At 68.1% G+C, this 25,920-nt stretch carries 25 protein-coding genes; 10 read left to right on the plus strand and 15 right to left on the minus strand.

Annotated features, from left to right (window positions below; all coding sequences use genetic code 11):
• Positions 1 to 3: 3 nt before the first annotated feature.
• The 7 genes from truA to leuC all read right to left on the minus strand — a co-directional run bounded on the left by truA (position 4) and on the right by leuC (position 6,923).
• Entirely contained in the window at positions 4 to 780 is a 777-nt protein-coding gene (gene truA, locus H5U26_RS01465) for a tRNA pseudouridine(38-40) synthase TruA (RefSeq protein WP_290615931.1), read from the minus strand.
• A gap of 21 nt (positions 781 to 801) precedes the next feature.
• Entirely contained in the window at positions 802 to 2,457 is a 1,656-nt protein-coding gene (locus H5U26_RS01470; RefSeq protein ID WP_290615933.1) for a FimV/HubP family polar landmark protein, read from the minus strand.
• An 81-nt stretch (positions 2,458 to 2,538) separates the two neighbouring features.
• Entirely contained in the window at positions 2,539 to 3,564 is a 1,026-nt protein-coding gene (locus H5U26_RS01475; RefSeq protein WP_290615935.1) for an aspartate-semialdehyde dehydrogenase, read from the minus strand.
• A 68-nt stretch (positions 3,565 to 3,632) separates the two neighbouring features.
• Positions 3,633 to 4,718: a 3-isopropylmalate dehydrogenase gene (gene leuB, locus H5U26_RS01480; protein WP_290615937.1), complete on the minus strand. Its 1,086-nt coding sequence runs from the start codon at positions 4,716 to 4,718 to the stop codon at positions 3,633 to 3,635.
• Complete coding sequence (gene leuD, locus H5U26_RS01485) at positions 4,715 to 5,374, minus strand: 3-isopropylmalate dehydratase small subunit (protein WP_290615939.1); 660 nt, start codon at positions 5,372 to 5,374, stop codon at positions 4,715 to 4,717. Before leuD ends, leuB begins: the two co-directional genes overlap by 4 nt.
• Positions 5,375 to 5,384: 10 nt before the next feature.
• On the minus strand, positions 5,385 to 5,510 hold the full coding sequence (locus tag H5U26_RS01490) for an entericidin A/B family lipoprotein (protein WP_290615941.1): 126 nt from the start codon (positions 5,508 to 5,510) through the stop codon (positions 5,385 to 5,387).
• Between the two features lie 3 nt (positions 5,511 to 5,513).
• On the minus strand, positions 5,514 to 6,923 hold the full coding sequence (leuC, locus tag H5U26_RS01495; RefSeq protein ID WP_290615943.1) for a 3-isopropylmalate dehydratase large subunit: 1,410 nt from the start codon (positions 6,921 to 6,923) through the stop codon (positions 5,514 to 5,516).
• Between the two features lie 177 nt (positions 6,924 to 7,100).
• Between leuC and H5U26_RS01500 the strand changes: the two genes are divergently transcribed.
• A complete protein-coding gene (locus H5U26_RS01500) occupies positions 7,101 to 7,502 on the plus strand; it encodes a hypothetical protein (protein WP_290615945.1) in 402 nt (133 codons plus the stop codon).
• Here the strand turns inward: H5U26_RS01500 and H5U26_RS01505 are convergent.
• Genes H5U26_RS01505 through H5U26_RS01520 form a run of 4 tightly spaced genes read right to left on the minus strand, consistent with a single transcriptional unit; the run spans position 7,459 to position 11,125 of the window.
• Complete coding sequence (locus H5U26_RS01505) at positions 7,459 to 8,640, minus strand: MFS transporter (protein ID WP_290615947.1); 1,182 nt, start codon at positions 8,638 to 8,640, stop codon at positions 7,459 to 7,461. The two genes, H5U26_RS01500 and H5U26_RS01505, sit on opposite strands and share 44 nt — an antisense overlap.
• Positions 8,630 to 9,730 carry a chorismate synthase gene (gene aroC / locus H5U26_RS01510; RefSeq protein ID WP_290615949.1) on the minus strand — a complete coding sequence of 367 codons (1,101 nt, stop codon included), beginning with the start codon at positions 9,728 to 9,730 and terminating at the stop codon, positions 8,630 to 8,632. Before aroC ends, H5U26_RS01505 begins: the two co-directional genes overlap by 11 nt.
• Positions 9,731 to 9,738: 8 nt before the next feature.
• A complete protein-coding gene (locus H5U26_RS01515; RefSeq protein WP_290615950.1) occupies positions 9,739 to 10,899 on the minus strand; it encodes a cation diffusion facilitator family transporter in 1,161 nt (386 codons plus the stop codon).
• A complete protein-coding gene (locus tag H5U26_RS01520; RefSeq protein WP_290615951.1) occupies positions 10,874 to 11,125 on the minus strand; it encodes a sulfurtransferase TusA family protein in 252 nt (83 codons plus the stop codon). The genes H5U26_RS01515 and H5U26_RS01520 overlap by 26 nt, the downstream gene beginning before the upstream one ends.
• A gap of 88 nt (positions 11,126 to 11,213) precedes the next feature.
• On the opposite strand from H5U26_RS01520, the gene mobA reads away from it, so the two are divergent.
• From mobA to accC, 5 genes are all read left to right on the plus strand, one after another.
• On the plus strand, positions 11,214 to 11,849 hold the full coding sequence (gene mobA / locus H5U26_RS01525) for a molybdenum cofactor guanylyltransferase MobA (RefSeq protein ID WP_290615953.1): 636 nt from the start codon (positions 11,214 to 11,216) through the stop codon (positions 11,847 to 11,849).
• The gene (gene pyk / locus H5U26_RS01530; RefSeq protein WP_290615955.1) at positions 11,846 to 13,273 is read left to right on the plus strand and encodes a pyruvate kinase; all 1,428 of its coding nucleotides are present in this window, start codon (positions 11,846 to 11,848) and stop codon (positions 13,271 to 13,273) included. The genes mobA and pyk overlap by 4 nt, the downstream gene beginning before the upstream one ends.
• Positions 13,274 to 13,477: 204 nt before the next feature.
• Positions 13,478 to 13,924, plus strand: a complete 447-nt coding sequence (gene aroQ, locus H5U26_RS01535) for a type II 3-dehydroquinate dehydratase (RefSeq protein WP_290615957.1) — start codon at positions 13,478 to 13,480, stop codon at positions 13,922 to 13,924.
• A 16-nt stretch (positions 13,925 to 13,940) separates the two neighbouring features.
• Entirely contained in the window at positions 13,941 to 14,372 is a 432-nt protein-coding gene (accB, locus tag H5U26_RS01540) for an acetyl-CoA carboxylase biotin carboxyl carrier protein (protein WP_290615959.1), read from the plus strand.
• A 12-nt stretch (positions 14,373 to 14,384) separates the two neighbouring features.
• The gene (gene accC / locus H5U26_RS01545) at positions 14,385 to 15,728 is read left to right on the plus strand and encodes an acetyl-CoA carboxylase biotin carboxylase subunit (RefSeq protein WP_290615961.1); all 1,344 of its coding nucleotides are present in this window, start codon (positions 14,385 to 14,387) and stop codon (positions 15,726 to 15,728) included.
• A 24-nt stretch (positions 15,729 to 15,752) separates the two neighbouring features.
• On the opposite strand, the gene fmt is transcribed toward accC, so the two are convergent.
• Complete coding sequence (fmt, locus tag H5U26_RS01550; RefSeq protein ID WP_290615963.1) at positions 15,753 to 16,691, minus strand: methionyl-tRNA formyltransferase; 939 nt, start codon at positions 16,689 to 16,691, stop codon at positions 15,753 to 15,755.
• Positions 16,688 to 17,197 (minus strand): peptide deformylase, encoded by a 510-nt coding sequence (gene def, locus H5U26_RS01555; RefSeq protein WP_290615965.1) that lies wholly within the window; start codon positions 17,195 to 17,197, stop codon positions 16,688 to 16,690. The genes fmt and def overlap by 4 nt, the downstream gene beginning before the upstream one ends.
• A gap of 150 nt (positions 17,198 to 17,347) precedes the next feature.
• On the opposite strand from def, the gene H5U26_RS01560 reads away from it, so the two are divergent.
• The 4 genes from H5U26_RS01560 (at position 17,348) to topA (ending at position 22,352) form a co-directional block, all read left to right on the plus strand.
• Complete coding sequence (locus tag H5U26_RS01560) at positions 17,348 to 18,373, plus strand: LysM peptidoglycan-binding domain-containing protein (protein WP_290615967.1); 1,026 nt, start codon at positions 17,348 to 17,350, stop codon at positions 18,371 to 18,373.
• 152 nt (positions 18,374 to 18,525) lie between these two features.
• Complete coding sequence (gene dprA, locus H5U26_RS01565) at positions 18,526 to 19,479, plus strand: DNA-processing protein DprA (protein WP_290615969.1); 954 nt, start codon at positions 18,526 to 18,528, stop codon at positions 19,477 to 19,479.
• 8 nt (positions 19,480 to 19,487) lie between these two features.
• Complete coding sequence (locus H5U26_RS01570; protein ID WP_290615971.1) at positions 19,488 to 19,973, plus strand: DUF494 family protein; 486 nt, start codon at positions 19,488 to 19,490, stop codon at positions 19,971 to 19,973.
• A 78-nt stretch (positions 19,974 to 20,051) separates the two neighbouring features.
• Positions 20,052 to 22,352, plus strand: a complete 2,301-nt coding sequence (gene topA / locus H5U26_RS01575) for a type I DNA topoisomerase (RefSeq protein WP_290615973.1) — start codon at positions 20,052 to 20,054, stop codon at positions 22,350 to 22,352.
• 75 nt (positions 22,353 to 22,427) lie between these two features.
• On the opposite strand, the gene gyrB is transcribed toward topA, so the two are convergent.
• The gene (gene gyrB / locus H5U26_RS01580) at positions 22,428 to 24,836 is read right to left on the minus strand and encodes a DNA topoisomerase (ATP-hydrolyzing) subunit B (RefSeq protein ID WP_290615975.1); all 2,409 of its coding nucleotides are present in this window, start codon (positions 24,834 to 24,836) and stop codon (positions 22,428 to 22,430) included.
• Positions 24,829 to 25,908, minus strand: coding sequence for a DNA replication and repair protein RecF (gene recF / locus H5U26_RS01585; protein WP_290615977.1), 1,080 nt, complete (start codon positions 25,906 to 25,908; stop codon positions 24,829 to 24,831). The genes gyrB and recF overlap by 8 nt, the downstream gene beginning before the upstream one ends.
• Positions 25,909 to 25,920: the final 12 nt, after the last annotated feature.

Genomic DNA, 25,920 nt, shown 5'->3' on the forward strand with positions numbered 1-25,920 from the left:
GGATCAGACCGGAAGCAGCGGCAGCGGCGGTTCTAGGCCGAAGTGGGGCGGGTAATGTACCGCCGCCAGGTACAGGCCGGCCGGCGGCGCCGTGCGCCCGGCCAGCGTGCGGTCGCGCCCGGCCAGCAGCTGCGCCGCCCAGGCCGGCGGGCGCTTGCCGGTGCCGATGTCCAGCAGCGTGCCGACCAGGTTGCGCACCATGTGGTGCAGGAAGGCATTGGCGACCACGTCGATCACCAGCCACGGGCCGTGACGGGCTATATCAAGGCGGTGCAGCGTGCGCCAGGGCGAATGCGACTGACAGCTGGCAGCCCGAAAGGCGCTGAAATCGTGCTCGCCCAGCAGCTGCCCTGCGGCGATCTGCATGGCCGGCACGTCCAGCGGCCGTGGCTCCCAGGCGACACGCTCATGACCGACCGCCGGCGCCTGCGGGCGGTTCAGGATCAGATAACGGTAATGGCGCGAAATGGCGCTGAAGCGGGCGTGAAACTCATCCGCCACCGGATGCCCGCCCAGGATGCGCACATCGCCCGGCAGGCGGGTGTTGACGCCGCGCAGCCAGGCCCGCTGCGGGCGATCGCGGCAGGTGTCGAAATGCACCACCTGCCCGAGCGCGTGCACGCCGGTGTCGGTGCGCCCGGCGGCCACCACCCGGATCGGCTCGTCGGCAACGCTGGACAGGGCCTTTTCCAGCGCTTCCTGCACCGACGGGCTGTGCGCCTGCACCTGCCAGCCGCAGTAGGCGCTGCCGTCGTATTCGACGTTAAGAGCGATCCGCAAAACGGTGGCTGGCGCCTGCCCTCAGGCGTCGAGGCGGGCCAGCAGAGCGGCGGCCTGCGCCTTCTGGGCCGGCGTACCCGTGCGCTGGATTTCGTCGTGAATCTGCCGCGCCGACGGGCCGTCCGCCATGCCGACATAGGCCGTCAGCAGGTCGATCTGGGTGTCGACCGGGTCGCCGAAACCGTCATCACTCGATGCCAACGGCGCCGCCGGCATTTCTACCGGCGCGGGCTGCGCCACCACCGGATCGACCCATTCAACCCGGGTCGCCGCCTCTGCCGCGATCCCGGCAGAGCCCGCCGTTGGCGCCACCGCCCCGCTGGCACTGGTCGCGTCGTCGTCGAGCAGCGGCCTGAGCTGGCTCGCCGCCTTGCGCCGCCGCACCCAAAGCAGCAAGCCACCCAATCCCAATGCTGCAACCGCCGCCGCCAGATAAGCGCTGGAGCCGCCACCTGCATCGGCCGCAGCCTCAGCGGGAGCAACCGATGCTGGAACCGCGGGCGAAGCGGGCGTTAGCGGCGAAGCCGGCGCAGCGGCGTCCGCCGCTCCACCGGCGGCCGCCTGTTCGACCGGCCGACCTGCCGGTTCCGCATTCGGTTCCGCTTTCACCAGCTCGGTCAGGGTCCGGATCTGCGCCTCCATGGCGCTCATGCGTTGTTGCAGGGATTCATTCTGCTGCTGCGCGGCATCCAGCGCTTCTTCCAGCAACTGCACGCGATTGCCGGGCGCCTCGGCGGGCGCCGTTGACGCCGCGGCGGCCGATTGGGCATCCTCGCTGCGCAATACACGCACCTCGGCATCAGGCGTCGGCGCGGCTTCACTCGGTGTCGGCAGCGCCGACGACGGCGCCGGCTGCTCGACCGGCGCCTGGGGCGCCGTCGCCGCAGCGACCGGTGGCGTCTGCGGCTCCGGTGGTGTCTGCGGCTGCGCATCGGCTACCGGTGCCTCGCTCAATGCCTGGGCGTCCGGGATGCTCAGGCGGCTGCCGGCCTTCAGCCGCGCTGGGTCACCATCGATGAAGGCCTGCGGGTTGGCGCGCACGATGCTCGACATCACCGCGTCGAGATCCGTATCGCCGGGACGCACGCGGCGGGCGATGGCCCACAGCGTCGTGCCCGGCGGCACCGGGCCGTACACGGCACCCGCCTTGGGCAGGCCGACGTTGGCAAACGGATTCGCCCGCGGCCGCGGCGCGGCCTGCTCCGGCATGGGCGTGACCAGGGGCGACCAGGCAGAGGAAGCAGCCGGTGTGCGCGCTACGGTCGTGCCAGCCGGATCGAGCAGGACGGTGTAATGGCGCGCCACCTGGCCGGTTGGGCTGACGGCCTGGACCACGAAATCGATATAGGGTTCGCGTACCGGCTCGTGCGAGCTCACCGCGACGTAGGACCGGCCGTTGCTGCCGACCTTAACGGCGAACCGCAGCATCACTCCGCCCAGGGCGCTGTCGATGCCCAGGCGCTGATGCACCTCGGCCGATGCCAGGCTGATCGTCGCCAACTCCGCCTCCGCCGGGGTGGCGCCAACCAGCTCGATGCGCGCATCGAGCGGCTGCCCGAGCGCCGAATCCACGCGCAGAGCGCCCAGCCCCAGCGCCTGCGCGCCCAGCGGCGCAAGCCCCAGCGGCAACAACAATGCCGGCGCCATCACTCGCCCAAAACGCTTGCGCTTGGCCACCGAAGCTCTCCCTTTTTCGCTGCCGCAGTGCGGATTTGACCAGAGGTTAGCGCAGCACGGCGGGCGCCACCAACCGCCGGCTCAGTCGCCCAGGTAATCGGCGATCAGCCGCTCGGCGATCTGCACGCTGTTGGTGGCCGCGCCCTTGCGGATATTGTCGGACACCACCCACAGGTTCAGGCCGCAGGGGTGCGAGATGTCCTCCCTGATACGGCCGACGAAAACCCAGTCCTGACCGGCCGCCTCGGCAGCGGTCGGATAGCCCCCCGGCACGCGCTCGTCGATCACCTGCACGCCCGGCGCCCGGGCGAGCAGCGCCCGCGCCTCGTCGGCGCCGAGCGGCCGCTCGAACTCCACGTGCACGACCTCGGAGTGCCCGTAGAACACCGGGATGCGCACGCAGGTCGGGTTCACCTCGATGTCGGCATCGCCCAGGATCTTGCGCGTCTCCCAGACCATCTTCATCTCTTCGCGGGTGTAGCCGTTGTCCTGGAAACTGTCGATCTGCGGCAGGGCATTGAAGGCAATCTGCTTCGGATACACCTTCGGCTCGATCGACTGGCCATTGAGCAGCGCCGCGCTCTGGCCGGCCAGCTCCTCGATTGCCTTCTTGCCGGTGCCGGACACCGACTGGTAGGTCGCCACGTTGATGCGCCGGATGCGCGCGGCATCGTGCAGGGGCTTCAGGGCCACCACCATCTGGATGGTGGAGCAATTCGGGTTGGCGATGATGCCGCGGTTGCGGTAATCGGCGATGTCGCCGGGGTTGACCTCCGGCACCACCAGCGGGATGTCGTCGTCATTGCGAAAGTGCGAGGTGTTGTCGATCACCACGCAGCCGGCCTCGGCGGCGCGCGGCGCATGCTCCGCCGACACCGACCCGCCGGCCGAGAAAAGACCAATCTGGGCCTTCGAGAAATCGAACGTGGCCAGGTCCTGCACGCGCAGGCGCCGAGCGCCGCAGGTCACCATCTTGCCGACCGACCGCTCGCTGGCCAGCGCGTACAGCTCGCCGATCGGGAAATTTCGCTCGGCCAACACTTCCAACATGGTCTCGCCGACGGCGCCGGTGGCACCGACGACCGCCACGTTGTACAGACGACTCATATCAACTCCGTTCGGGCACGCCGACAAATCTGCCCGGGATTTCGCTCGGCAGTTCCAGATTCAACAAATCAACCGCCGGCGCACAGCGCCGCCACCACCGCATCGCCCATGGCGGCGGTGGACAGCACCGGCTCGCCCGCCACCGCGATGTCGGCCGTGCGCAGGCCCTGGCGCAGCACGCTGGCGACCGCCTGCTCCACGCCGTCGGCGGCAGCCGCCTCACCCAGGCTGTAGCGCAGCAGCATCGCCACCGACAGCAGGGTCGCCAGCGGATTGGCCTTCTGCTGGCCGGCGATGTCCGGCGCCGAACCGTGCACCGGCTCGTACATGCCAAAACCGGTCTGGTTCAGCGAGGCCGACGGCAGCATGCCGATGGAGCCGGTCAGCATGGCCGCACAGTCGGACAGGATGTCGCCGAACAGGTTCTCGGTGACCACCACGTCGAACTGCTTCGGTGCCCGCACCAGCTGCATGGCGGCGTTGTCCACATACATGTGGCTGAGCTCCACGTCCGGGTACTCGCCGCCCAGGCGGACCATCACCTCGCGCCACAGCTGACTGGTCTCCAGCACGTTTGCCTTGTCCACCGAGCACAGGCGCCGGCCGCGCCGACGCGCGATGTCGAAGCCGGTGCGCCCGATGCGCTCGATCTCGGCCTCGCTGTAGACCATGGTATTGCGGCCCTCGCGGCTGCCGTCGGGCAGCCTCTCGACGCCGCGTGGCTCGCCGAAGTAGATGCCGCCGGTCAGCTCGCGGATGATGACGATGTCCAGGCCCGCCACCACCTCCGGCTTCAGGGTCGAGGCACCGGCCAGTTCCGGGAACAGCAGCGCCGGGCGCAGGTTGGCGTACAGGCCAAGTGCCTTGCGGATGCCAAGCAGGCCGCGCTCCGGGCGCAGGTGTGCCGGGCCGCGGTCCCACTTCTGGCCGCCCACGGCGCCCAGCAGCACCGCGTCGGCGTCACGCGCCAAGGCCAGCGTTTCGTCCGGCAGCGGCGTGCCGGTGGCATCGATGGCGCAGCCGCCCAGCAGGCCGCGGGTGAAACTGAAATCGAGGCCGAATTTCTCAGCCACCGCCCGCAGCAACTTTTCCGCTTCCGCGACGATTTCGGGGCCGATGCCGTCGCCCGGCAACAACAGGATGCGGTAACTCATCGGCCTGCTCCGGCGCGATCGGGAAACAGCCACGGCGCCTCAGCGGCGCGGCGCGCCTCGTAGGCGCGGATGGCGTCGGCATGCGCCAGCGTGAGCGCGATGTCGTCGAGGCCGTTCAGCAGGCGATGGCGACGGTCGGCGTCGACGGAAAAGGCAAACACCTCGCCATCGGGCGTGCGCACCTGCTGCGCCTCCAGATCGACCGTCAGCCGGTAGCCCTCGTTGGCGGCCACCGCCTGGAACAGCCGCTCGACGACGTCCTCGGGCAGCGTCACCGGCAGCAGGCCGTTCTTGAAGCTGTTGTTGTAGAAGATCTCGGCGAAGCTCGGCGCGATCACGGCGCGGATGCCGTAGTCGACCAGCGCCCACACGGCATGCTCGCGGCTGGACCCGCAGCCGAAGTTGCGCCGCGCCAGCAGTATCTGCGCGCCGGCGTAGCGCGGCTGGTTGAGCACGAAATCCGGGTTCAGAGGCCGCCCCGAGCAGTCCTGCCCCGGCTCGCCGTGATCCAGATAGCGCCACTCGTCGAACAGGTTCGGCCCGAAGCCGCTGCGCTTGACCGACTTTAAGAACTGCTTCGGGATGATGGCGTCGGTGTCGACGTTGGCCCGGTCAATCGGCACCGCCAGGCCATTGATAGACGTGAATTTTTCCATGGTCGGGCGCTTACTTGGCAGACTTCTCGATGGCCTCGCCACCCTTCTGGATGTCCTTGCCGACTCCCTCGACGGTGTTGCAGGCGCCCAGCATCAGCAGCACACCCGCGGCAAGCAACAGTTTCAGAGCACGCATCGGCTAACCCTCAAGTTGGCGCACATCGACGAAACGACCGGCGACGGCGGCGGCGGCGGCCATCGCCGGGCTGACCAGGTGGGTGCGCCCACCCTGGCCCTGGCGGCCTTCGAAATTGCGGTTGGACGTCGAGGCGCAGCGCTCGCCCGGCTCCAAACGGTCGGCGTTCATGGCCAGGCACATGGAACAACCGGCCTCGCGCCACTGGAAACCGGCGGCGCGGAAGATCTCGTCCAGTCCCTCGGCCTCGGCCTGGCGCTTGACCAGGCCGGAGCCCGGCACGGCGAGCGCCAGGCGCACGTTGTCCGCCACCTTGCGGCCCTTGAGCACCGCCGCGGCGGCACGAAAGTCCTCGATACGGCCGTTGGTGCAGGAGCCGATGAACACCTTGTCGATGCGCACGTCGGTCAGCGCCGTGCCGGGCTGAAGGGCCATGTAGCCAAGCGCCAGGCGCATGCTCTCGGCGCGCGCGGGGTCGGTTTCGGAGGCCGGATCCGGCACGCGGCCATCCACCGGCAGCACCATCTCTGGCGAGGTGCCCCAGGTCACCTGCGGCACCAGGCTGGCGGCGTCGATTTCAACCACGCGATCGAAGCGCGCATCCGGATCGGACACCAGTTCCCGCCAGGCAACGGCGGCTTGCTCGAAGGCCGCGCCCTGCGGCGCAAACGGCCGGCCACGGACGTAGTCGATGGTGATGTCGTCCACCGCCACCAGGCCGACTCGGGCACCGGCCTCGATGGCCATGTTGCACAGCGTCATGCGCCCTTCCATGGACAGCGCGCGCACCGCCTCGCCGGCGAACTCGATGGCGTAGCCGGTGCCGCCGGCGGTGCCGATGGCGCCGATGATGGCCAGGATCAGATCCTTGGCGTACACACCCGGCCCGAGTCGACCATCAACCCGCACCAGCATGTTCTTGGACTTGCGCTGCGGCAGGGTCTGCGTGGCCAGCGTGTGCTCAACCTCGGAGGTGCCGATGCCGTAGGCCAGCGCGGCAAACGCCCCGTGCGTGGCGGTGTGCGAGTCGCCGCACACCACGGTCATGCCCGGCAGGGTCGCGCCCTGTTCCGGGCCGATGATGTGCACCACGCCCTGGCGTGGGTCGTTCATGCGAAATTCGGTGATGCCGAAGGTGTCGCAGTTGCGGTCCAGCGTCTCCACCTGCTCGCGCGACACCGGATCGGCAATGCCGGCACTGCGGTCGGTGGTCGGCACGTTGTGATCGGCCACCGCCAGATTGGCCGCCAACCGCCACGGCTTGCGGCCGGACAGCGCCAGGCCCTCGAAGGCCTGCGGCGAGGTCACCTCATGGATCAGGTGACGGTCGATATACAGCAGCACCGAGCCGTCCGGCTCGGTGTGCACCACGTGGGAATCCCACAGCTTGTCGTATAAGGTCTTGCCGGCCATGGCATTTACCGTGTGTTGCGCAGTGAAGCTCGTGTGCCCGCGGCGGGCTGGTTTAAAGTCCGCGCGCGGTGGACCGCCGGCCGCTCGACAAGCGCTGGGACCACTCCCAGAATAGCGCCGCCGTTCGGGGCGGGTCCCGCACGCATCTGACTCAGGACGATCAGGCCGGGCCGTGCCATGACCTTTCGCGAACTCGCCATCTGGCTCGAAAACCAGCTGGGCACATGCCACCTGCTGGTGAACCGAGCGGCCAAGGAGCCGGCCGATCTGCTGCTGGCCACGGGGCTGCACGACCGACTGGTGAACGAGCTGATGCGGGCAGTATACAAAAGCAACCGCTGCTACCACATCCGGGCCGCCATCCAGGCCGGGCCGACACTGGCCGCCCTGCAGCCGGTGCGCGAGAAGATCCTCGATCAGCCGACTACCGACCTGTCGACGGTGCGGTTTCTGGATGCATTCGATAGCGCCGTGCGGGCCGCCTTCGGGCTGTCACAGATCCGGCGCGGCGAAGCGGGCGACGGCCCCGGCCAAATCATCCCGCTGCCGGGTTTGCGACGCCTGAAACAGGCCGGTTGAGCCAGGCCCACAGCCCGGCCGCGAGCAGCGCGGTCAGCGCCGCCAGTTCATACACGCGCACTGCGCCGGCGGAATCCCACAAAAAGCCGCTCACCACGCCGCCCAGCGCCCCACCGCCGCCCATGCACAGGCCGCTGTAGAGCGCCTGTCCGCGCCCCTGCAGTGCGGCCGGAAAGAAGCGCTGCACCTGCGCCAGCGCCGCCACATGAAAGGCGCCGAAGGTGGCCGCGTGCAGCAACTGCGCCGGCAGCAGCCAGGCCAGACTCCCCGCGCCGTGACCGATCAGCAGCCAGCGCAAGGCCGCCAGCAGCAGGCTGGCCATGAACACGCGCGAAGCGCCGATACGCGGCAGCAGCCGGGCCAGCGCCAGAAACACCCCGACCTCGGCCACTACGCCCAGCGCCCACAGGCCCCCGACCATACTGCGCGTGTAGCCCTGGTCCTCCAGAAGGATCGAGAAAAACCCGTAGTAAGGCCCGTGGCTGGCCTGCATCAGAAACGCCGCCGCCAGAAAGCCCACTGCCGCCGGGCTGCGCAAGGCGCCGCGCAGCGAGGCCTGCTCCTGCACGGCCGGCGGGCCGGGCCGGTCCGGCACCAGCAGGCTGCTGATGAGCGTCCCGGCCATGGTCGCCAGCAGTACCAGCAGCAGCGTGTCGAGCCCCGACCGCTCCAACAGCCAGCCGCCGCCCAGCACCACGCCGATGAAGCCGACCGAGCCCCACAGCCGGATGCGGCCGTACAGATTGCCGGTGCTGCCGAGGTGCCGCAGGGTGACGATCTCGAACTGCGGCAGCGCGGCGTTCCAGAAAAAGCCGAACGCCGCGGTGACCAGCGCCACCTGCCAGAAGCCCCGCGCCACGAACATGCCGCAGAAGATGAGCGTCATCAGCGCCGCCGCCAGGCGCACGACGACGATGCGCCGCGGCATGCGATCGCCCACCCAGGCGCTGGCCCAGGGGGCGAGGATGCGCGTCAGCGTGCCGACCGCCATTAACTGGCCGATCTCCAGCGCGCTCATGCCGCGCCCGCGCAGGAACACGGTCCAGTACGGCACCATCGCGCCCAGGATGGCGAAGTAGCACAGGTAAAAGGCCGACAGCCGCCAGTAGGGCAGCGCCGGCCGCGCCTCAGTCGTCAACCGCGCCGGGGATGATCGGGGTGCCCGACAGCACGCCCGTGTTTTGCGCCTGCTGGCGCAGCAGGTGGTCCATCAGCACCAGTGCCAGCATGGCCTCGGCGATCGGCACCGCGCGGATGCCCACACACGGATCGTGGCGGCCGGTGGTCACGATGTCGGTGTCCGCGCCGTGCAGGTCCACCGTGCGGCCCGGCAGGCGGATGCTGGAGGTGGGCTTCAGCGCCAGGCTGACGCGGATGTCCTGGCCGCTGGAGATGCCGCCCAGGATGCCGCCGGCGCGGTTGCTCAAAAATCCGGCCGAGCTGATTTCGTCGCGGTGCTCGCTGCCCTTTTGCGTGACCACCTCGAAGCCGGCGCCGATCTCGACGCCCTTGACCGCGTTGATGCCCATCATGGCGTGCGCGATGTCGGCATCCAGGCGGTCGAACACCGGCTCGCCCAGGCCCGGCGGCACGCCGGTGGCGATCACGTTCACGCGCGCGCCGACCGAATCGCCGTCGCGGCGCAGCTGCGTGATGAGCGCTTCCAGCTGCGGCACGCGCGCCGGATCGGCACAGAAAAACGGGTTCTCGTGCACCGCCGCCCAGTCGTTCAGGGCCAGCGCGATGTCGCCCATCTGCGCCAGATAGCCACGAATCAGAATGCCTCGGCCGGCCAGAAACTTGCGTGCCACGGCGCCGGCCGCCACCCGCGCCGCCGTCTCGCGGGCCGACGAGCGGCCGCCGCCGCGGTAATCGCGCAGGCCGAACTTCTGCTGATACGTGTAGTCGGCGTGGCCGGGCCGGAACTTGTCCTTGATCGCCTCGTAATCGCGCGAGCGCTGGTCGGTGTTGCGGATCAACAGGCCGATCGGCATGCCGGTGGTCAGGCCCTCGAACACGCCGGACAGGATCTCCACCTGATCGGCTTCCTGGCGCTGGGTGGTGAAGCGGGACGTGCCCGGCCGGCGCCGGTCCAGGTCCGGCTGGATGTCGGCCTCGGTCAGCGGCAGGCCGGGCGGGCAGCCGTCGATGACGGCGCCCAGCGCGGGGCCGTGGCTCTCGCCGAAGGTGGTGACGGTAAACAGACGACCGAAGCTGTTGCCGGACATGCGCAGGCTCAGGTAACGAAATGCACGGCAACGTCGGCGATGTGCGGCAGGTGCCGCAGCCGACCGCGCAGCTGCTCGGCCAGGGCACTTGCCGCGGCCGCGTCCGGCGCCAGCGCCAGCGGCAGGTGCAGCTCGACGCCGATTCGGTCCGCATCGTAGTGCAGCACCACCCCTTGCAGCCGATCCGCGCCAGCCAGGCCGGCGATGGTGCTGCGAATCTGCGCCTCCACGTCAGCCCGCAGCGGCAGCGTGCGGCCGCGCTCGAAGGACTGGTCATCCTCGGTGTCGATGTGCACCAGCACGTCGCTGACCTCATCCAGGTCCGCGATCAGCCGCTCGCGGATGTGCTCGGCAATGCGATGCCCTTCCGACACGCTGATGTGCGGATTGACCTGCACGTGCACGTCCACCAGCGCGTCCGGCCCGGCCTGGCGGGTGCGCAGCAGGTGCAGATCCTGCACGCCCTCGATGCCGCGGATGGCCTTGCGAATCACCGCCACCCGCTCGCGCGACAGGGCGGTGTCGGACAGCTCCGCCACGGATTGCCAGAGCAACTCCCAGCCAACGCGGGCGATCAGCACCGACACGCCGATGGCGGCCACCGGGTCCAGATACGGCACGCCCAGCAGGCTGCCGCCCACGCCCAGCAGCACCACCAGCGAGGAGATCGAGTCCGTGCGCTGGTGCCAGGCATTGGCCTCCAGCATGCGCGAGCGCGTTTCCCGCCCGACGCGCAGGGTGTAGCGATAGATCCATTCCTTCAGACCGATGGCGATCACGGCCACCAGCAGTGCCACCGGCTCGGGCGCCAACAGCGGCTCGCCGCTTAGCAGGCGCTGGGCGGCACGCAGGCTGATGCCGGCGGCGGTTGCCAGCAGCACCGCACCCAGAAACACCGACACCAGCGTCTCGATGCGGCCATGGCCGTACGGGTGCTTGCTGTCCGGGGCGCGCGAGCCCTGGCGCGCGCCGTACAGCACCGCCATGTCGCTGAACAGGTCCGAAGTCGAATCGATGGCGTCGGCGATCAGCGCCTGCGAGTGGGCGAAGATGCCACCGGCAAACTTGATCACGGCCAGGAACAGGTTGATGCCGGCCGCGATCAGCGTCACCCGCCGCCCGGCCTGGTAACGGCTGCCGCCTTCAGGCTGGGCGCTGGTCGCCGGCATCGCCGCCCACCTCCAGGATGATGGTCACCACGCCGTCGCGCTCGAAACTGTCGATGTGGCGGTGGCCGTTGATGCGGCACCAGGCGGGAATATCCGCCAGCACGCCGTGGTCGGTGCACCGCACTTCCAGCACGTCACCCGGGGCCAGTTCGCGAATCTTCGCCTGCGTGCGCAGCACCGGCAACGGGCACAGGAGGTAGCGGGCGTCGAGGGTATGATGGGCCATGGTCGTGGAGGGCCGTGACGGCGCAACGGTGCGCCTGCCGCCTCCCCGCAGCGCGCGAAGACAGCGCGAAAGGATAGCGCGTCGGCTCATGCCCGGTCACCTTGCAGCCAGCCCCGAGTCAAAGCTGTCGACGACTGCCGTCACCGGCCTGATCCTGGCCGGCGGAGGCGGCAGGCGCCTGGGCGGCATCGACAAGGGCCTGCTCGAACTCGACGGCGAACCGCTGGTGCAGCACGTGGCGCAGCGCCTCGTGGGCCAGGTCGGCACGCTGCTGCTGAGCGCCAACCGCAATCTGGACCGCTACCGCGCACTCGGCTTCGCGCCACTTACCGACGATCCGTACCGCGACGCCGGCCCGCTGGCCGGCCTGCGGGCCGGACTTATGGCCTGTGCCACGCCCTGGCTGCTGGCGGTGCCCTGCGACATGCCGTTTCTGCCGGTCGATCTGGGCCAGCGCCTGCTGCAGGCCGCGCCAGCCGACGACCCGCGTGCCAGGGTGCCCTGGGACGGCCAGCGCCACCACTACGCCTGCCTGCTGCTGCCGCGCACCGCGCTGGCGCAGGTGGAAACCGCACTTGATTCCGGCCGGCGCAGCGTGCGCGAACTGCTGCACGCAATCGGCTGGATCGGCGTGGATTTTGCTGCATCGGACCCACAGGCCTTCTGCAACATCAATGCGCCGGCCGATCTCGCCGCCCTCGAATGCCCCGCGGAGTCCCCATGACTGTCCAGCGCCAGACCCGCATCGTCGCCACCCTCGGTCCGGCCACCGACCCGCCGGGCGTGCTCGCGCAGATGCTGCGCGCCGGCCTGAACGTGGCGCGCATCAATTTCTCGCACGGCCAGCGCGCCGACCATGAGCGACGCATCGCCGCCCTGCGCGCGGCGGCCCAGGAAGTCGGCTGCGACGTGGCCGTGCTGGCCGACCTGGCCGGTCCGAAGGTGCGCGTGCGCGGCTTCCGGGACGGGCCGATAAACCTGGTTGCCGGCGCGCACTTCTGCATCGACGCCTCGCTCGGCGAGCAGGACGGCGACATCAACGCCGTGGGCACCGACTATGCCGAGCTGGCACAGGACGTCGCGCCCGGCGACCGCCTGCTGCTCAACGACGGCCTGATCCAGCTGCGCGTGCTTGCTGTGCAGGGCGAGGCCGTGCACTGCGAGGTCGAGGCCGGCGGCGTGCTCTCCAACCACAAGGGCATCAACAAGCAGGGCGGTGGCCTGTCGGCCGGCGCGCTGACCGCCAAGGACCGCGAGGACATCCCCATCGCCGCGGCGCTTGAAGTCGATTATCTGGCCGTCTCTTTCGTGCGCCGGGCACTGGACATCGAGCTGACGCGCGAGTTGCTGCGCGGCGCCGGCGGCCACGGCCGCATCGTGGCCAAGATCGAGCGCAGCGAGGCGGTGGCGGCGCTCGAAAGCATCGTCGAGGCGGCCGACGCGGTGATGGTGGCGCGCGGCGACCTGGGGGTGGAGATCGGCGACGCCGAGCTGCCCGGCGTGCAGAAACGCATCATCGCCGTGGCGCGCGAGCTGAACCGGCCCTGCATCACCGCCACGCAGATGATGGAGTCGATGATCGAAAACCCGGTGCCGACCCGCGCCGAGGTGCTGGACGTGGCCAACGCCGTGATGGATGGCACCGACGCCGTGATGCTGTCGGCCGAGACCTCGGTCGGCGCCTACCCGGTGCGGGTGATCGAAACCGTGGCACGGATTTGCCTGGGCGCCGAGCGCTACCCGGTCACCGAGCGCTCAGCGGCGCAGTTCGAGAGCCACTTCGCGCGTACCGACGAGGCCATCGCCATGGCTGCCATGTACGTGGCACGCAATGGCCGCATCAGCGCCGCCGTGGCGCTCACCGATTCCGGCCATACCGCACTGCTGCTGTCGCGCCTGCTGCATGGCATCCCGATTTTTGCGATGACCGAACACGCCCGCACGCGCCGCCGACTGGCCCTGATGCGTGGCGTGACGGCAGTCAATTTCGACCGTGGCGCGCGTCCCTACGAGCGGGTGGCACAGGACGCGCTGGAACTGTTGAAAGCCCGCGGCCTGCTCAGTACCGGCATGCGCGTGCTGATCACCAAGGGCGATCAGCCCGGCTCCGGGCGTTCCAATACCTTGCTGTTGATGGACGTGGGCTGAGCGGGCAACGCCGCCCTGGCGCGAGCGACGGGCGCGCCCACACCTGAAGGCATCGAGGGCGCCGGCTCCAGGCACCGCGCAAGACAAGGAGCCACCATCGATCGCCGCAAAGCTTGCGCCCGGTTTCGCACCTGTTCGCCGCCGATGTGGACAATTCGCGGCCGATGGCCAAGAATCCGCGGCCCACGCCCACCGGCAGCCCGCATGGCCAAGATCCTGTTATTGCACGGCCCGAACCTGAACCTGCTCGGATGCCGCGAACCGGCCATTTATGGCCACGACACACTGTCCGACATCGACGCCCGGGCGACGGCGCAGGTCACCGCAGCCGGCCACGAGCTGCTTTGCCGGCAGAGCAACGCCGAACACCAGCTGATCGACTGGGTGCAGGCGGCGCCCGGCGAGGGTGTGGCGATCATCGTCATCAACCCCGGCGGCTACACGCACACCAGCGTCGCCCTGCGCGACGCGCTGGCGGCGGTGGCGCTGCCGTTCATCGAAGTTCACCTGTCGAACGTGGCGGCGCGCGAGCCGTTTCGCCGGCACTCGTATTTTTCCGACCTGGCGCTGGGCACCATCAGCGGTCTTGGCGCGCTCGGCTACGAGCTGGCGCTGACCGCAGCGCTGCGCCGGCTTGGCAACCCAAACTGACAACCCAAGGATCCCGATGGACATCCGCAAGATCAAGAAGCTCATGGAGCTGGTGGAACAATCCGGCATCAACGAGCTCGAGGTGCGCGAGGGCGAGGAGTCGATCCGCCTGAGCAAGGCGCCCGCCGGCGTGATGATGACGCCCGTGGCCGCGCCAGCGGCCGCGCCCGCCGTGGTGCCAGCAGCTGTTGCCGCGGCGCCGGCCCAGCCGGCCGGGTACACACAGACCGCCCCGATGGTCGGCACCTTCTACCGGGCACCGTCCCCGGACAGTCCGCCGTTCGTCGAGGTCGGCAAGCAGGTGGCGGCCGGGGACGTGATCTGCATCATCGAGGCCATGAAACTGATGAACCAGATCGAGGCCGACAAGGCCGGCGTGGTGGCCGCCATCCTGGTCGAGGACGGCCAGCCGGTGGAATTCGGCCAGCCGCTCGTCGTCATCGCCTGACGGGCGCGCGCCATGTTCTCCAAAGTGGTGATCGCCAACCGCGGCGAGATTGCGCTGCGCGTGCTGCGCGCCTGCCGGGAGCTGGGCATCGGCACGGTGGCGGTGCACTCCACCGCCGACCGCGAACTGATCCACGTGCGCCTGGCGGACGAATCCGTGTGCATCGGACCGCCGGAGCCGAGCAAGAGCTACCTGAACATCCCGGCCATCATCGCCGCCGCCGAAGTCACGGACGCCGAGGCCATCCACCCCGGCTACGGGTTCCTGTCCGAGAACGCGCAGTTCGCCGAAAGCGTCGAGCAGAGCGGTTTCGTGTTCATCGGCCCGCGGCCGGACACCATCCGCCAGATGGGCGACAAGCTCGCCGCCATTGCCCTGATGAAGGAACTGGGCGTGCCGACGGTGCCCGGCTCGGGCGGGCCGCTGGGCGATGACGAGGCCGAAAACCTGCGCATCGCCGCCGACATCGGCTACCCGGTGCTGATCAAGGCGGCCGGCGGCGGCGGCGGGCGCGGCATGCGCGTGGTGCATACGGAGGCTGCCCTGAACGGCGCCATCGCCACCACCGGCCGCGAGGCCGGTGCGGCCTTCGGCAACCCCGTCGTGTACATGGAAAAGTACCTGACCCAGCCGCGGCACATCGAGTTCCAGGTGCTCGGCGACGGCGAGGGCGCGGCCATTCACCTTGGCGAGCGCGACTGCTCCGTCCAGCGCCGCCACCAGAAGGTGATCGAGGAAGCGCCCGCGCCGGGCATCACCCAGGAGCAGCGCCTGCGCATGGGCGAGCTGTGCGCCAGCGTGTGCCGGCAGATGCGCTACCGCGGCGCGGGGACCTTCGAGTTCCTGTACGAGAACGGCGAGTTCTACTTCATCGAAATGAACACCCGCATCCAGGTGGAACACCCGGTGACCGAGGCGATCACCGGCGTCGACCTGGTGCGCGAGCAGCTGCGCATCGCGGCCGGCCTGGGCCTGGGCTACCGGCAGGAAGACATCACCTGGCGCGGGCATGCCATCGAGTGCCGCATCAATGCCGAAGACCCGGTCAGCTTCGTGCCCTCGCCGGGGCGGGTGACGCAGTTCCACGCACCGGGCGGGCCGGGTATTCGCTTCGACTCGCACCTGTACGACGGTTACGCCGTGCCGCCGAATTACGATTCGATGGTCGGCAAGCTGATCGCCCACGGCGCCGACCGCGACATTGCCCTGGCGCGCGTGCGCACGGCGCTGCTGGAACTGATCGTGGACGGCATCAAGACCAACACGCCGCTACATTTGCGCCTGGTCGACGAGGGCGATTTCCGCCGCGGCGGGGTCAGCATTCACTACCTGGAAAAGCTGCTGGCCAACGCCTGATTTCGGATCAGGCCGGCGCCCCCCTCAACCTGGGGTGGGCGCTTCCAATTGCTCACCGGCCACCAGCTTTCGCCCGGCCAGGAATTCCCGCGCCGGCAACATGCGTCCGCCTTCCGGCTGCACATGGGTGAGCAACAGGCTGCCCGCGCCACAGGCCACCTCAATGCCCGACGGCCCGGCGCTGAGCACCTGTCCCGGCGGTCCGCTGCCAAGGCCCAGCTGTGCCCCGCCGACACGCAGCCGCTGGCCTCGCCACACGGTCCACGCCAGCGGCACCGGGGCAAAGGCGCGCACGGTGCGTTCCAGCACTTGCGCCGGTTGCGTCCAGTCCAGCTGCGCCTCGCGCTTGTCGATCTTGGCGGCGTAACAGGCGCCCTCGGCCGGCTGGGGTGTGGCGACCGCGACACCGGCCTCGAGACCTGCCACCACCTCAATCAGAGCCTCCGCGCCGAGCTGGGCCAGGCGCTCGCGCAGGCTGCCGCCGGTGTCGTCCGGCAGAATGGGCGTCGCGCGCTGCAGAAACACCGGCCCGGTGTCCAGACCGACATCCATCTGCATGATGCACACGCCGGTCTGGGCATCGCCGGCCAGCAGCGCCCGCTCCACCGGCGCCGCACCGCGCCAGCGCGGCAGCAGCGAGCCGTGCACGTTGAGCGCGCCCAGGCGCGCCGCGCCCAGGATGGCCGGCGGCAGAATCAGGCCATAGGCCACCACCACCAGCAGATCCGGCGCGAAGGCCGACAGTTCGGCGACGGCCTCGGCCGTGCGCAGGCTGGCCGGCTGACGCACCGCGAGTCCCGATGCCAGCGCCGCCTGTTTGACCGCCGATGGGTGCAGCTTGCGCCCCCGGCCCGCCGGGCGGTCCGGCTGCGTGTACACGGCGCGCACCGTGTGCCGGGCAGCCAGCAGTGCCTGCAGGCTCGGCACGGCAAACGGCGCCGTGCCGGCAAAGACGATGTTCAAGGACGTGCTTCGTCGCGCTGACGCTTGTCGGCCTTCTTGCGCAAGCGATCCTGCTTCAGGCGCGACAGGTAGTCCACGAACAGCTTGCCGTCCAGGTGGTCGATCTCGTGTTGCACGCACACCGCCAGCAGGCCGTCGGCGTCCATTTGCCGCGCCTCGCCGTCGAGGTCGAGATAGCTGACCGTCACCCGCAGGGCGCGCTCGACGGTGTCATACACGTCAGGCACCGACAGGCAGCCTTCCTCGCACTCCTGGCTGCCGTCGCGGGCGACCACGCGCGGGTTGATCAGCACCCGCAGCTGGTCGTGCTCGGCGCTCAGATCCATCACCACGACACGCTTTGCCACGCCGACCTGGGTGGCAGCAAGGCCGATGCCCTTGGCGGCATACATGGTCTGCGCCATGTCCTCGGCCAGCTGCCTGACCTGCGCATCGACGGCATCCACCGGGCGCGCCCGCTGGCGCAATCTCGGATCGGGATAGGTAAGTATGTCCAGCAGCGCCATGACCGTGGGAACAAGATTTATCTGGGCTACACTGCGCCTGCCTTAAGGGTTTGCCTCAAGGCGATCGCGTGGGAACCGATATTCGGTTGACAGGCCGCGACCGATTCTTGGGTCAGGCGCGCCACCCATCATACTGGCCGGAACTTGCCCATGACCAGACTTTGCCGTTCCCTGTTAGCTGTTCTGGCTGTCTTGCCGCTGCTGGCGCGCGCCGACGATCTTCAGTTGCGGCCCGACCACCCTGACGTTTACGTGGTGGTCCGCGGCGACACGCTGTGGGACATCTCCGGGCGCTTCCTGACCAAACCCTGGTACTGGCCGCAATTGTGGGGGGCAAACCCGCAGATCGCCAATCCCCACCTCATCTATCCCGGCGATCGGCTGCGCCTGGTGATGACGGCGGACGGCCCGCGCCTGATGCGCGACGGTCAGGGCCACGGCTCGGGTGGGATATCGCCGCAGGTGCGTGCGACGCCCATCGATACCGCCGTGCCGGCCATTCCGCTGGAGCACATTCAGGCCTTCCTGGAAGAAGCCGTGGTGCTGCACAGCAACCGGGCGGCTGATTTTGCATACGTTGCCTCGGCCGCGGACGAGCACATCGCGGTGGGCGCGGGCGATCGGGTCTACGGCCGCGGTACCGCCGCACAGCCGGGCGAGTCGCTGGACATCTTTCGCATCGGCGAGGCCTACCGCGATCCGGAAAGCGGCGAAGCACTGGGTTACAACGGGCTGTTCATCGGTCGCGGCAACGTACAGCGTGCCGGCGATCCGGCCACCCTGTCCGTGGCACAGGCGCGCCGCGAGGTGCTCGCAGGCGACGTACTGATACCGACCGACGACAGCCCGATGAAGGCGTCCTACATGCCGCATGTGCCGACCACGCCCCTGCGCGGCCATATCATCAGCGTCGTGGATGGTGTTTCGCAGATCGGCCAGTACAGCGTGGTGGTTCTGAGCCGCGGACAGCGCGATGGGGTGGAACTGGGCCACGTGCTGCAGGTGCGCCAGGTACCGCCGCCGATCGACGACCCGGTGACCCGCCAGCGCGTGCAGCCGCCCGGTGATCCGGCCGGCACGGTGATGGTGTTCCGGCTTTTCGAGCGGGTCAGCTATGCCCTGGTGATGACAGCCACCCGGCCCATGCACGTGCTGGACGAGGTCACGCCCCCCTGACACCAACCGCCGCCGGCCTTGCCCTGGCCCGCGTACCCGGGCTGGGGATTGCAGCCTGGCGTCGCCTGCTGGCGGCGTTCGGTTCGCCGTCGTCGGCACTGGGCGCGCATCGCGCGGCGTTGCTGGACTGTCTGGGCGGCAGGACGACGCTGGTGGACAAGATCCTTGCCGCGGGCGAAATGCCACCGCGCACCGACCTCGACTGGCTGCAGAATGGCCAGGACCGGCAGGCACTGTTTCTGGACCAACCCGGCTATCCCCCACAACTGGCGCATATCGCGGACCCGCCGCTGGCGCTGCTGGTGGAAGGCGATGCCCGCTTGCTGCTGGCGCCCCAGATCGCCATCGTCGGCAGCCGCAATGCCTCGCCGGCCGGCCGGGAGACCGCGTTTGCCATGGCCTCGGCGCTTACGCAATGCGGTCTGTTGGTAACGAGCGGCCTGGCCGAAGGCGTGGACGGCGCGGCCCATCGCGGCGCACTGTCCGGGCCCGGCCAGACGATCGCCGTACTGGGTACCGGACCGGACCGCGTCTATCCGCGCCAGCACCTGAATCTCGCCCAGGAAATCCGCCAGCGTGGCGTCCTGGTCAGCGAACAGCCGGTGGGCATGCCGCCGCGCAGCTTCAACTTTCCGCGCCGCAACCGGATCATCAGCGGCCTGTCGCTGGGTGTGCTGGTGGTGGAGGCGGGCGCGCAAAGCGGCTCCCTGATCACCGCCCGCCTGGCGGCCGAACAAGGGCGCGAGGTATTCGCCATCCCGGGTGGCATCCACAACCCGCTGGCACGCGGTTGCCACGCGCTGATTCGCGATGGCGCCAAGCTGGTCGAGAACGTATCGGACATTCTGGAGGAACTGCCGCCCTTCGAGCGGGGTCTGAGTCCGTTGTCCGCAGCACCGCCGGCCACCGACCGGCCGGCTGCGGCCACCAATCCGGTGCTGGCCAATATGGGCGACAGCCCGGTCAGTCTGGACCTGCTGGTGGCTCGCACCGGATTGACGGTGGCGGAAGTTTCCACCATGCTCTTGACGCTGCAACTGGATGGCCTGGTGACGGCCCTGCCCGGTGGCCTGTTTGGCCGCTGCGGTCCGCACCCGGCACGCTGAGGGTATCAATGAAGGAATCCGTTCTCGACGTGTTGATGTTCCTGCTGGACAACTACAGCGAGGACGGCGCGATGGACGACGATGACCGCGATGAACTGGCCGGCCAGCTGGCCAGCATGGGTTTTGGTGAAGGGGAGATCGACCATGCCTTCGACTGGCTCGAAAGCCTGGCGCAGGATGATGACACGGCCACCCAGACCGACTGCATACCCTGGAGCGACCATGCGCAGCGCCAGTTCTCGGCCCAGGAGCAATACCGCCTGACGCTGGAAGCGCGCGGCTTTCTGATCCTGCTGGGGCAGAATCCGATGGTCGACAGGCCATCGCTGGACCGCATCATCGACCGCGCCATGGCGCTCGATCTGGACGAAATCGACCTCGACGACATCAAGTGGATCACGCTCATGGTGATCTACAACCGGCCGGACACGGCTCACCTGTATGCCTACATGGAAGAGCTGGCCCAACCGGATGCGCTGCGGCGCCTGCAATAGCCCATCAGCCGCCCGCCTGGCGGCTGCCCCAGTCCGAATGACAACAACCGCACCGCCACGGCGGGCGCTGCGCGAACCATGAACCCAGCAAAAACCGTCGTCGTCGTCGAATCCCCGGCCAAGGCCAAGACCATCAAGAAGTACCTCGGCCCCGGCTACGAGGTGTTTGCCTCCTACGGCCATGTCAGGGACCTGGTGGCCAAGGAAGGGGCGGTGCAAACCGAACACAACTTCGCCATGCGCTACGAGGGCATCGAGCGCAATAACCGGCACGTCGATGCCATCGCCAAGGCGATGCGAAGTGCCGACCAGCTGCTGCTGGCCACCGACCCGGACCGGGAAGGCGAAGCCATCGCCTGGCATCTGGCGGAACTGCTGCGCGAGCGCAAGGTGCTCGCCGACAAGCCGGTGCATCGGGTGGTTTTTCACGAAATCACGCAGCGGGCGATCCAGGATGCGGTTGAGCACCCGGGCGAAATTTCCATGGACCTGGTCAACGCCCAGCAGGCTCGCCGGGCGCTCGACTATCTGGTGGGCTTCAACATCTCACCGCTGCTGTGGAAGAAGATCCGCCGCGGTCTGTCCGCCGGGCGGGTGCAAAGCCCGGCGCTGCGCCTGATCGTCGAGCGCGAGGAGGAAATCGAGGCCTTCGTGCCGCGCGAGTACTGGACCCTGGATGCCACCGTCGCCAAGGGCAAGGCCGCCTTTGCCGCCAAACTGGCGCAGTTCGAAGGCGAGAAGATCGAACAGTTCAGCGTGGTCGACGCCGAGCGCGCCGGGCTGATCCGCAGCACCATCGAGCAGCAGGCCCAGGGCCGGCTGCAGGTAGCCGCCATCACCCGCCGCTCGCGCAAGCGCAACCCCGGCCCGCCGTTCATCACCTCCACCCTGCAGCAGGAAGCCTCCAAGCGCTTCGGCTTCACCGCCCAGCGCACGATGCGCATCGCGCAGCAGCTGTACGAGGGCATCGACATCGGCAGCGGCCCGGTCGGCCTGATCACTTACATGCGTACCGACTCCACCAGCCTGGCGCAGGAAGCGGTAGCCGAGATCCGGGAGCTCATCGCCCAGCGATTTGGCAGCGACACGCTGCCCAAGTCGCCCAATGTGTTCAAGACCAAGAGCAAGAACGCACAGGAGGCCCACGAGGCGATCCGGCCCAGCTCCGCGGCGCGCACGCCCGAGTCGGTGCGCGCGTACCTGAGCGCGGACCAGCTGAAGCTCTACACGCTGGTCTGGAACCGCACCATTGCCTGTCAGATGAACCCGGCGGTGATCGACACCGTGGCGGTCGACCTGTGCCCACCCGGCCATAAGCCGACGCTGCTGCGGGCGACCGGCTCCACGGTGCGCGAGCCGGGTTTCCTGGCCGTTTACGACAACCGCGAGGATGGTGAGCAGGCCGATGCGAATCTGCCGGCGCTGGAGTTGGACGAGCTGGTCGAACTGCGCGCGCTCGAGGCGAACCAGCACTTCACCGAGCCGCCGCCGCGCTTCAACGAAGCCAGCCTGATCAAGGCGCTGGAAGAATTCGGCATCGGCCGGCCGTCGACCTACGCCAGTATCATCACTACGCTCCAGCAGCGCGAATACGTGCAGCTCGACGGCAAGCGCTTCATGCCCACCGACGTCGGTCGCGTGGTCAGCCGCTTTCTGACCGAGTTCTTCACCCAGTACGTCGATTACGACTTCACGGCCCGCCTGGAGGACGAACTGGACGCTGTGTCGCGCGGCGAGGCGGAGTGGGTACCGGTGCTGGAGCGCTTCTGGCAGCCGTTCCACGAGCGAGTGGTGCAGACCGAAACCTCGGTCGCGCGGCGGGACGTCACGCAGCAGCAGCTGGACGAGGCCTGCCCCGAATGTGGCAAGCCGCTGGCGATACGGCTTGGCAAGCGGGGCAACTTCATCGGCTGCACCGCCTATCCGGAGTGCAAGTACACGCGCGACATCAAGCCGGCCACCGGCGAGCCGGAGCCGCCACTGGAGCTTCTGGACCGCAAGTGTCCGGAGTGTGGCGGCGATCTGGCCTACAAGCGCGGTCGCTACGGGCGCTTCATAGGCTGCGTGAACTACCCCACCTGCAAGCACGTGGAGCCCCTGAACAAGCCCAAGGACACCGGCATCGGCTGCCCGGACTGCAAACAGGGCACGCTCATGGAGCGCAAGTCCCGCTACGGCAAGCTGTTTTATTCCTGCAGTCGTTACCCGGACTGCAAATACGCCGTCTGGGATCCGCCTCTGGCCCAGCCGTGCCCGAAGTGCGGACACGCCATCATGACCATCAAGACCACCAAGCGGCGCGGCGTCGAGAAACTGTGCCCCGACAAGGCCTGCGGCTATCGGGAACCGGCGCCGGAGCTGGCCGAAAGCGCCGCCTGAAGGCTGCCCAGGCAGTGATCGGCGGGCATTGCGCACTGGCCACCGCACCGATGGCCAGCGCGCAGTGCCTGGACCTCACACGTCCAGATTGGCCACGGCAAGCGCGTTGGTTTCGATGAACTCGCGCCGCTGCGACACTTCATCGCCCATCAGGGTGGTGAACATCTGATCGGCCGCCACCACGTCCTCCACCCGCACCCGAAGCAGGCGCCGGGTGGCGAAATCCATGGTGGTCTCCCATAGCTGCTCGGGATTCATCTCGCCGAGCCCCTTGTAGCGCTGCACACTGACCCCGCGCTGACCTTCGGCAAGCAGCGCTTCAAGGGCGTCCCCAAAACGCGCCACCGGGCGGCTGGTGTCGCCAATCCGCAGCGTGGCGCCAGGCCCGATCAGGCCAGCCAGGCGCTCTGCCATCACACCGATGCCGCGATATTCGGGCGAGTGCCAGAACGCCTGTCCCAGGGAAAACGTCGTTCGCACGCCGTGCTCGTGACGCTCAACCTGCAGCGCGCCTTGCGCACCGTCGGATGCGATCTGCCAGCGCGCGGTAAAGCGCGTGGAGCCGCCCGCGAGCGCAGCCTCCAGGCCCGCCGCCAGAGCCGTCATCGCGGATGCGTCCTGCAGGCGTTCCTCGGTCACGCGCGGCAACCCCAGAAGCGCATCCAGGATTCGCCGGTCAAAGCGCCGGCTGGCACGCTCGATCAAGGCCAGCGCGGCGGTGTAGTCCTTGGCCAGGGCTTCGAAATCCTCCACCGGCAGGGCTGGCGCATCCTGTGACGGATGAAGGGCCACGTTCTGCAGCGCCAGTTCCAACAGGTACAGGTTCAGCGTGCGGTCGTCCTTGAGGTAACGCTCCTGTTTGCCCTTCCTGACCCGATACAGCGGAGGCTGGGCTATGTACAAATGACCACGCTCTATCAACTCGGGCATCTGCCGATAGAAGAACGTCAGCAGCAAGGTGCAGATATGTGCGCCATCCACGTCGGCGTCGGTCATGATGATGATGCGGTGGTAACGCAGCTTGTCGGGGTTGTATTCCTCGCGGCCGATGCCGCAGCCGAGCGCCGTGATCAAGGTGCCGACTTCGGCTGACGCAAGCATCTTGTCGAACCGGGCCTTCTCGACGTTCAGGATCTTGCCCTTCAGCGGCAAAATGGCCTGCGAACGCCGGTCGCGGGCCTGTTTTGCGGAGCCTCCGGCAGAATCACCCTCGACCAGGTAGAGCTCGCACAGGCTCGGGTCCTTTTCCTGGCAGTCGGCCAGCTTGCCGGGCAGCCCTGCGATATCCAGCACGCCTTTGCGGCGGGTCATCTCGCGGGCCCGCCGGGCCGCCTCGCGCGCCCGCGCAGCATCGATGATCTTGGACACGATGGCGCGCGCCTCGGCGGGATGCTCGAGCAGGAAATCGCTGAACCTGTCGGCGATGGCCGCCTCGACGATGCCCTTGACCTCGGATGAAACCAGCTTTTCCTTGGTCTGCGACGAGAATTTCGGGTCCGGCACCTTGACCGACAGAACGCAGGTCATGCCCTCGCGGATGTCCTCGCCGGCCGTCTCGACCTTGGCCTTCTTGGCCAGACCTTCCTTTTCGATGTATTGATTCAGCGTACGCGTGAGACCGGTTCGAAAGCCGGCCAGATGCGTGCCGCCATCCCGTTGCGGAATGTTGTTCGTGAAGCAGAACATCGTCTCCTGGTAGGAGTCGTTCCACTGGATGGCAACCTCGACCCCCACATCGCCGCGCTGGTCCAGGAAATGGAACACCGTCGGGTGCAGCGGTGTCTTGTTGCGATTCAGATGCTCGACAAACGAGCTGATGCCGCCGACATACTCGAAAACCTCCTGCCGGTCGTCGCGTTCGTCATTCAGTTCGATGCGTACGCCGGAGTTCAGAAACGACAGTTCCCGTAGGCGTTTCGCCAGGATGTCGTAGTGGAACTCGACGTCGGTGAATACCACCGGGCTGGGGCGGAAATAGACCTTGGTACCGGTCGAGTCTGCGTCGCCCACGATCGCAAGCGGAGCCTGTGGCACGCCGTCGCGGTAGATCTGCTCGTGCAGTTTGCCGTCCCGACGGATGGTCAGCTTCAGGTACTCGGATAGTGCATTCACCACCGAGACTCCGACGCCGTGCAAACCGCCGGAAATCTTGTAGGAGTTGTCGTCGAATTTCCCGCCGGCGTGGAGCGTGGTCATGATCACTTCCGCCGCGGAGCAGCCTTCCTCGGCATGGATATCCACGGGGATTCCGCGACCATCGTCCTCGACGCTGACGCCCCCGTCACTGTGTATGACGACCTTCACGTGACTGCAGTGCCCGGCCAGGGCTTCGTCGATTGCGTTGTCCACCACCTCGAACACCATGTGGTGCAGCCCGCTGCCGTCATCGGTGTCACCGATATACATGCCGGGACGCTTGCGGACCGCATCGAGGCCTTTCAGTACTTTGATGCTGGAAGAGTCGTAAATGTGTTCGTCAGTCATGGGAGTCTCGGAAAGATGCCTGCACCAGCGCGCCCCGTTCCACGTGAAACACGGCGCCGACATCGGCGGTAAGTTCGGCGTGCAAGACCGGAGAGGTAACGAAACGCTGCAGCTGATGACTCGCCAAAGCCGCCAGCACGGCGCTCAGGTGACGGCCGTCCAACTCGGCGGCAAGATCGTCAAAGAAAATGAGGGGTTGCGACTCGGGCTTCAGCTTCAGCAAATCCTCAAGCTGCGCCAGCCGCAAAATCAAATAAAGCAACTTGATCTGCCCGGACGAAAGGTGCTCCAGGCCCAGCTTCTGTTCGGTGCGCACAAGCAGATTTGCCCGATGCGGCCCACCGGAAGTGTAGCCAAGACCGCGGTCCCTGTCTTCGGATTCGAACCAGTACTCGGCCAGGGTCACGCCATCACGCCAGCCACGTTGCAGATCCAGCGTCACACCAAAGTCGAGCTGAAGTCGTTGGCAAACCACATCGACACAGGCCTGCAGCCTGCGGACATACGCTGCCCGGCAGGAACTGATCGACTCTCCGGCCTCGCCCATCACATCCAACCACGGCGATGCCGGCTGTCTGGCGCGAAGCGCTGCGTTGCGTTGCGCCAGGGCCGCGTGATACCGCGCCCAGGTCACGTGAAATCCCGGTTCCACGTGAAACAAGCCCCAATCCAACACCGAGCGCCGCTCGCCGGATCCAATCCTGAACCGCCGCACCCCATCCTGGGACAGCGCCAGAACCGGCAGCAACCGGGCCAGCTCCGATGCCGCCTTGAGCGGCCGCCCATCCAACCGCATCCGCGTACCGGCCGCGTCCCGATCCAGACGGACATGCAATTCGCGTCCGTCGGCGTCATCGAACCACGCGCTGACATTCAAGCCAGAGGTCCCGCGCCGAACGACCTGCGTTGTATCCCGTGTTCGAAACGACCTCCCGACTGCAGCCAGATGGATCGCCTCGAGCAAGGATGTCTTGCCGCCACCGTTTGGCCCCACCAGCACGTTGAGCCCCGGCGCCGGACACCAGTCGATCGCTTCCAGGTTGCGCACATCGCGAACGATGAGTCGCGACAACCGCATCGATTT

Source organism: Immundisolibacter sp. (genome assembly GCF_014359565.1).
Lineage (GTDB): Bacteria > Pseudomonadota > Gammaproteobacteria > Immundisolibacterales > Immundisolibacteraceae > Immundisolibacter.

What these genes read in the sequence shown, in the direction of transcription:
- def (WP_290615965.1), bottom strand. Translation starts at nt 17,197, where the DNA reads ATGGCGCTGCTGGACATACTTACCTATCCCGATCCGAGATTGCGCCAG.
- gyrB (WP_290615975.1), bottom strand. Translation starts at nt 24,836, where the DNA reads ATGACTGACGAACACATTTACGACTCTTCCAGCATCAAAGTACTGAAA.
- H5U26_RS01490 (WP_290615941.1), bottom strand. Translation starts at nt 5,510, where the DNA reads ATGCGTGCTCTGAAACTGTTGCTTGCCGCGGGTGTGCTGCTGATGCTG.
- H5U26_RS01515 (WP_290615950.1), bottom strand. Translation starts at nt 10,899, where the DNA reads ATGCCGGCGACCAGCGCCCAGCCTGAAGGCGGCAGCCGTTACCAGGCC.
- H5U26_RS01570 (WP_290615971.1), top strand. Translation starts at nt 19,488, where the DNA reads ATGAAGGAATCCGTTCTCGACGTGTTGATGTTCCTGCTGGACAACTAC.
- aroQ (WP_290615957.1), top strand. Translation starts at nt 13,478, where the DNA reads ATGGCCAAGATCCTGTTATTGCACGGCCCGAACCTGAACCTGCTCGGA.
- accB (WP_290615959.1), top strand. Translation starts at nt 13,941, where the DNA reads ATGGACATCCGCAAGATCAAGAAGCTCATGGAGCTGGTGGAACAATCC.
- H5U26_RS01475 (WP_290615935.1), bottom strand. Translation starts at nt 3,564, where the DNA reads ATGAGTCGTCTGTACAACGTGGCGGTCGTCGGTGCCACCGGCGCCGTC.
- leuB (WP_290615937.1), bottom strand. Translation starts at nt 4,718, where the DNA reads ATGAGTTACCGCATCCTGTTGTTGCCGGGCGACGGCATCGGCCCCGAA.
- H5U26_RS01520 (WP_290615951.1), bottom strand. Translation starts at nt 11,125, where the DNA reads ATGGCCCATCATACCCTCGACGCCCGCTACCTCCTGTGCCCGTTGCCG.
- pyk (WP_290615955.1), top strand. Translation starts at nt 11,846, where the DNA reads ATGACTGTCCAGCGCCAGACCCGCATCGTCGCCACCCTCGGTCCGGCC.
- H5U26_RS01500 (WP_290615945.1), top strand. Translation starts at nt 7,101, where the DNA reads ATGACCTTTCGCGAACTCGCCATCTGGCTCGAAAACCAGCTGGGCACA.
- accC (WP_290615961.1), top strand. Translation starts at nt 14,385, where the DNA reads ATGTTCTCCAAAGTGGTGATCGCCAACCGCGGCGAGATTGCGCTGCGC.
- aroC (WP_290615949.1), bottom strand. Translation starts at nt 9,730, where the DNA reads ATGTCCGGCAACAGCTTCGGTCGTCTGTTTACCGTCACCACCTTCGGC.
- leuD (WP_290615939.1), bottom strand. Translation starts at nt 5,374, where the DNA reads ATGGAAAAATTCACGTCTATCAATGGCCTGGCGGTGCCGATTGACCGG.
- topA (WP_290615973.1), top strand. Translation starts at nt 20,052, where the DNA reads ATGAACCCAGCAAAAACCGTCGTCGTCGTCGAATCCCCGGCCAAGGCC.
- H5U26_RS01560 (WP_290615967.1), top strand. Translation starts at nt 17,348, where the DNA reads ATGACCAGACTTTGCCGTTCCCTGTTAGCTGTTCTGGCTGTCTTGCCG.
- mobA (WP_290615953.1), top strand. Translation starts at nt 11,214, where the DNA reads ATGCCCGGTCACCTTGCAGCCAGCCCCGAGTCAAAGCTGTCGACGACT.
- leuC (WP_290615943.1), bottom strand. Translation starts at nt 6,923, where the DNA reads ATGGCCGGCAAGACCTTATACGACAAGCTGTGGGATTCCCACGTGGTG.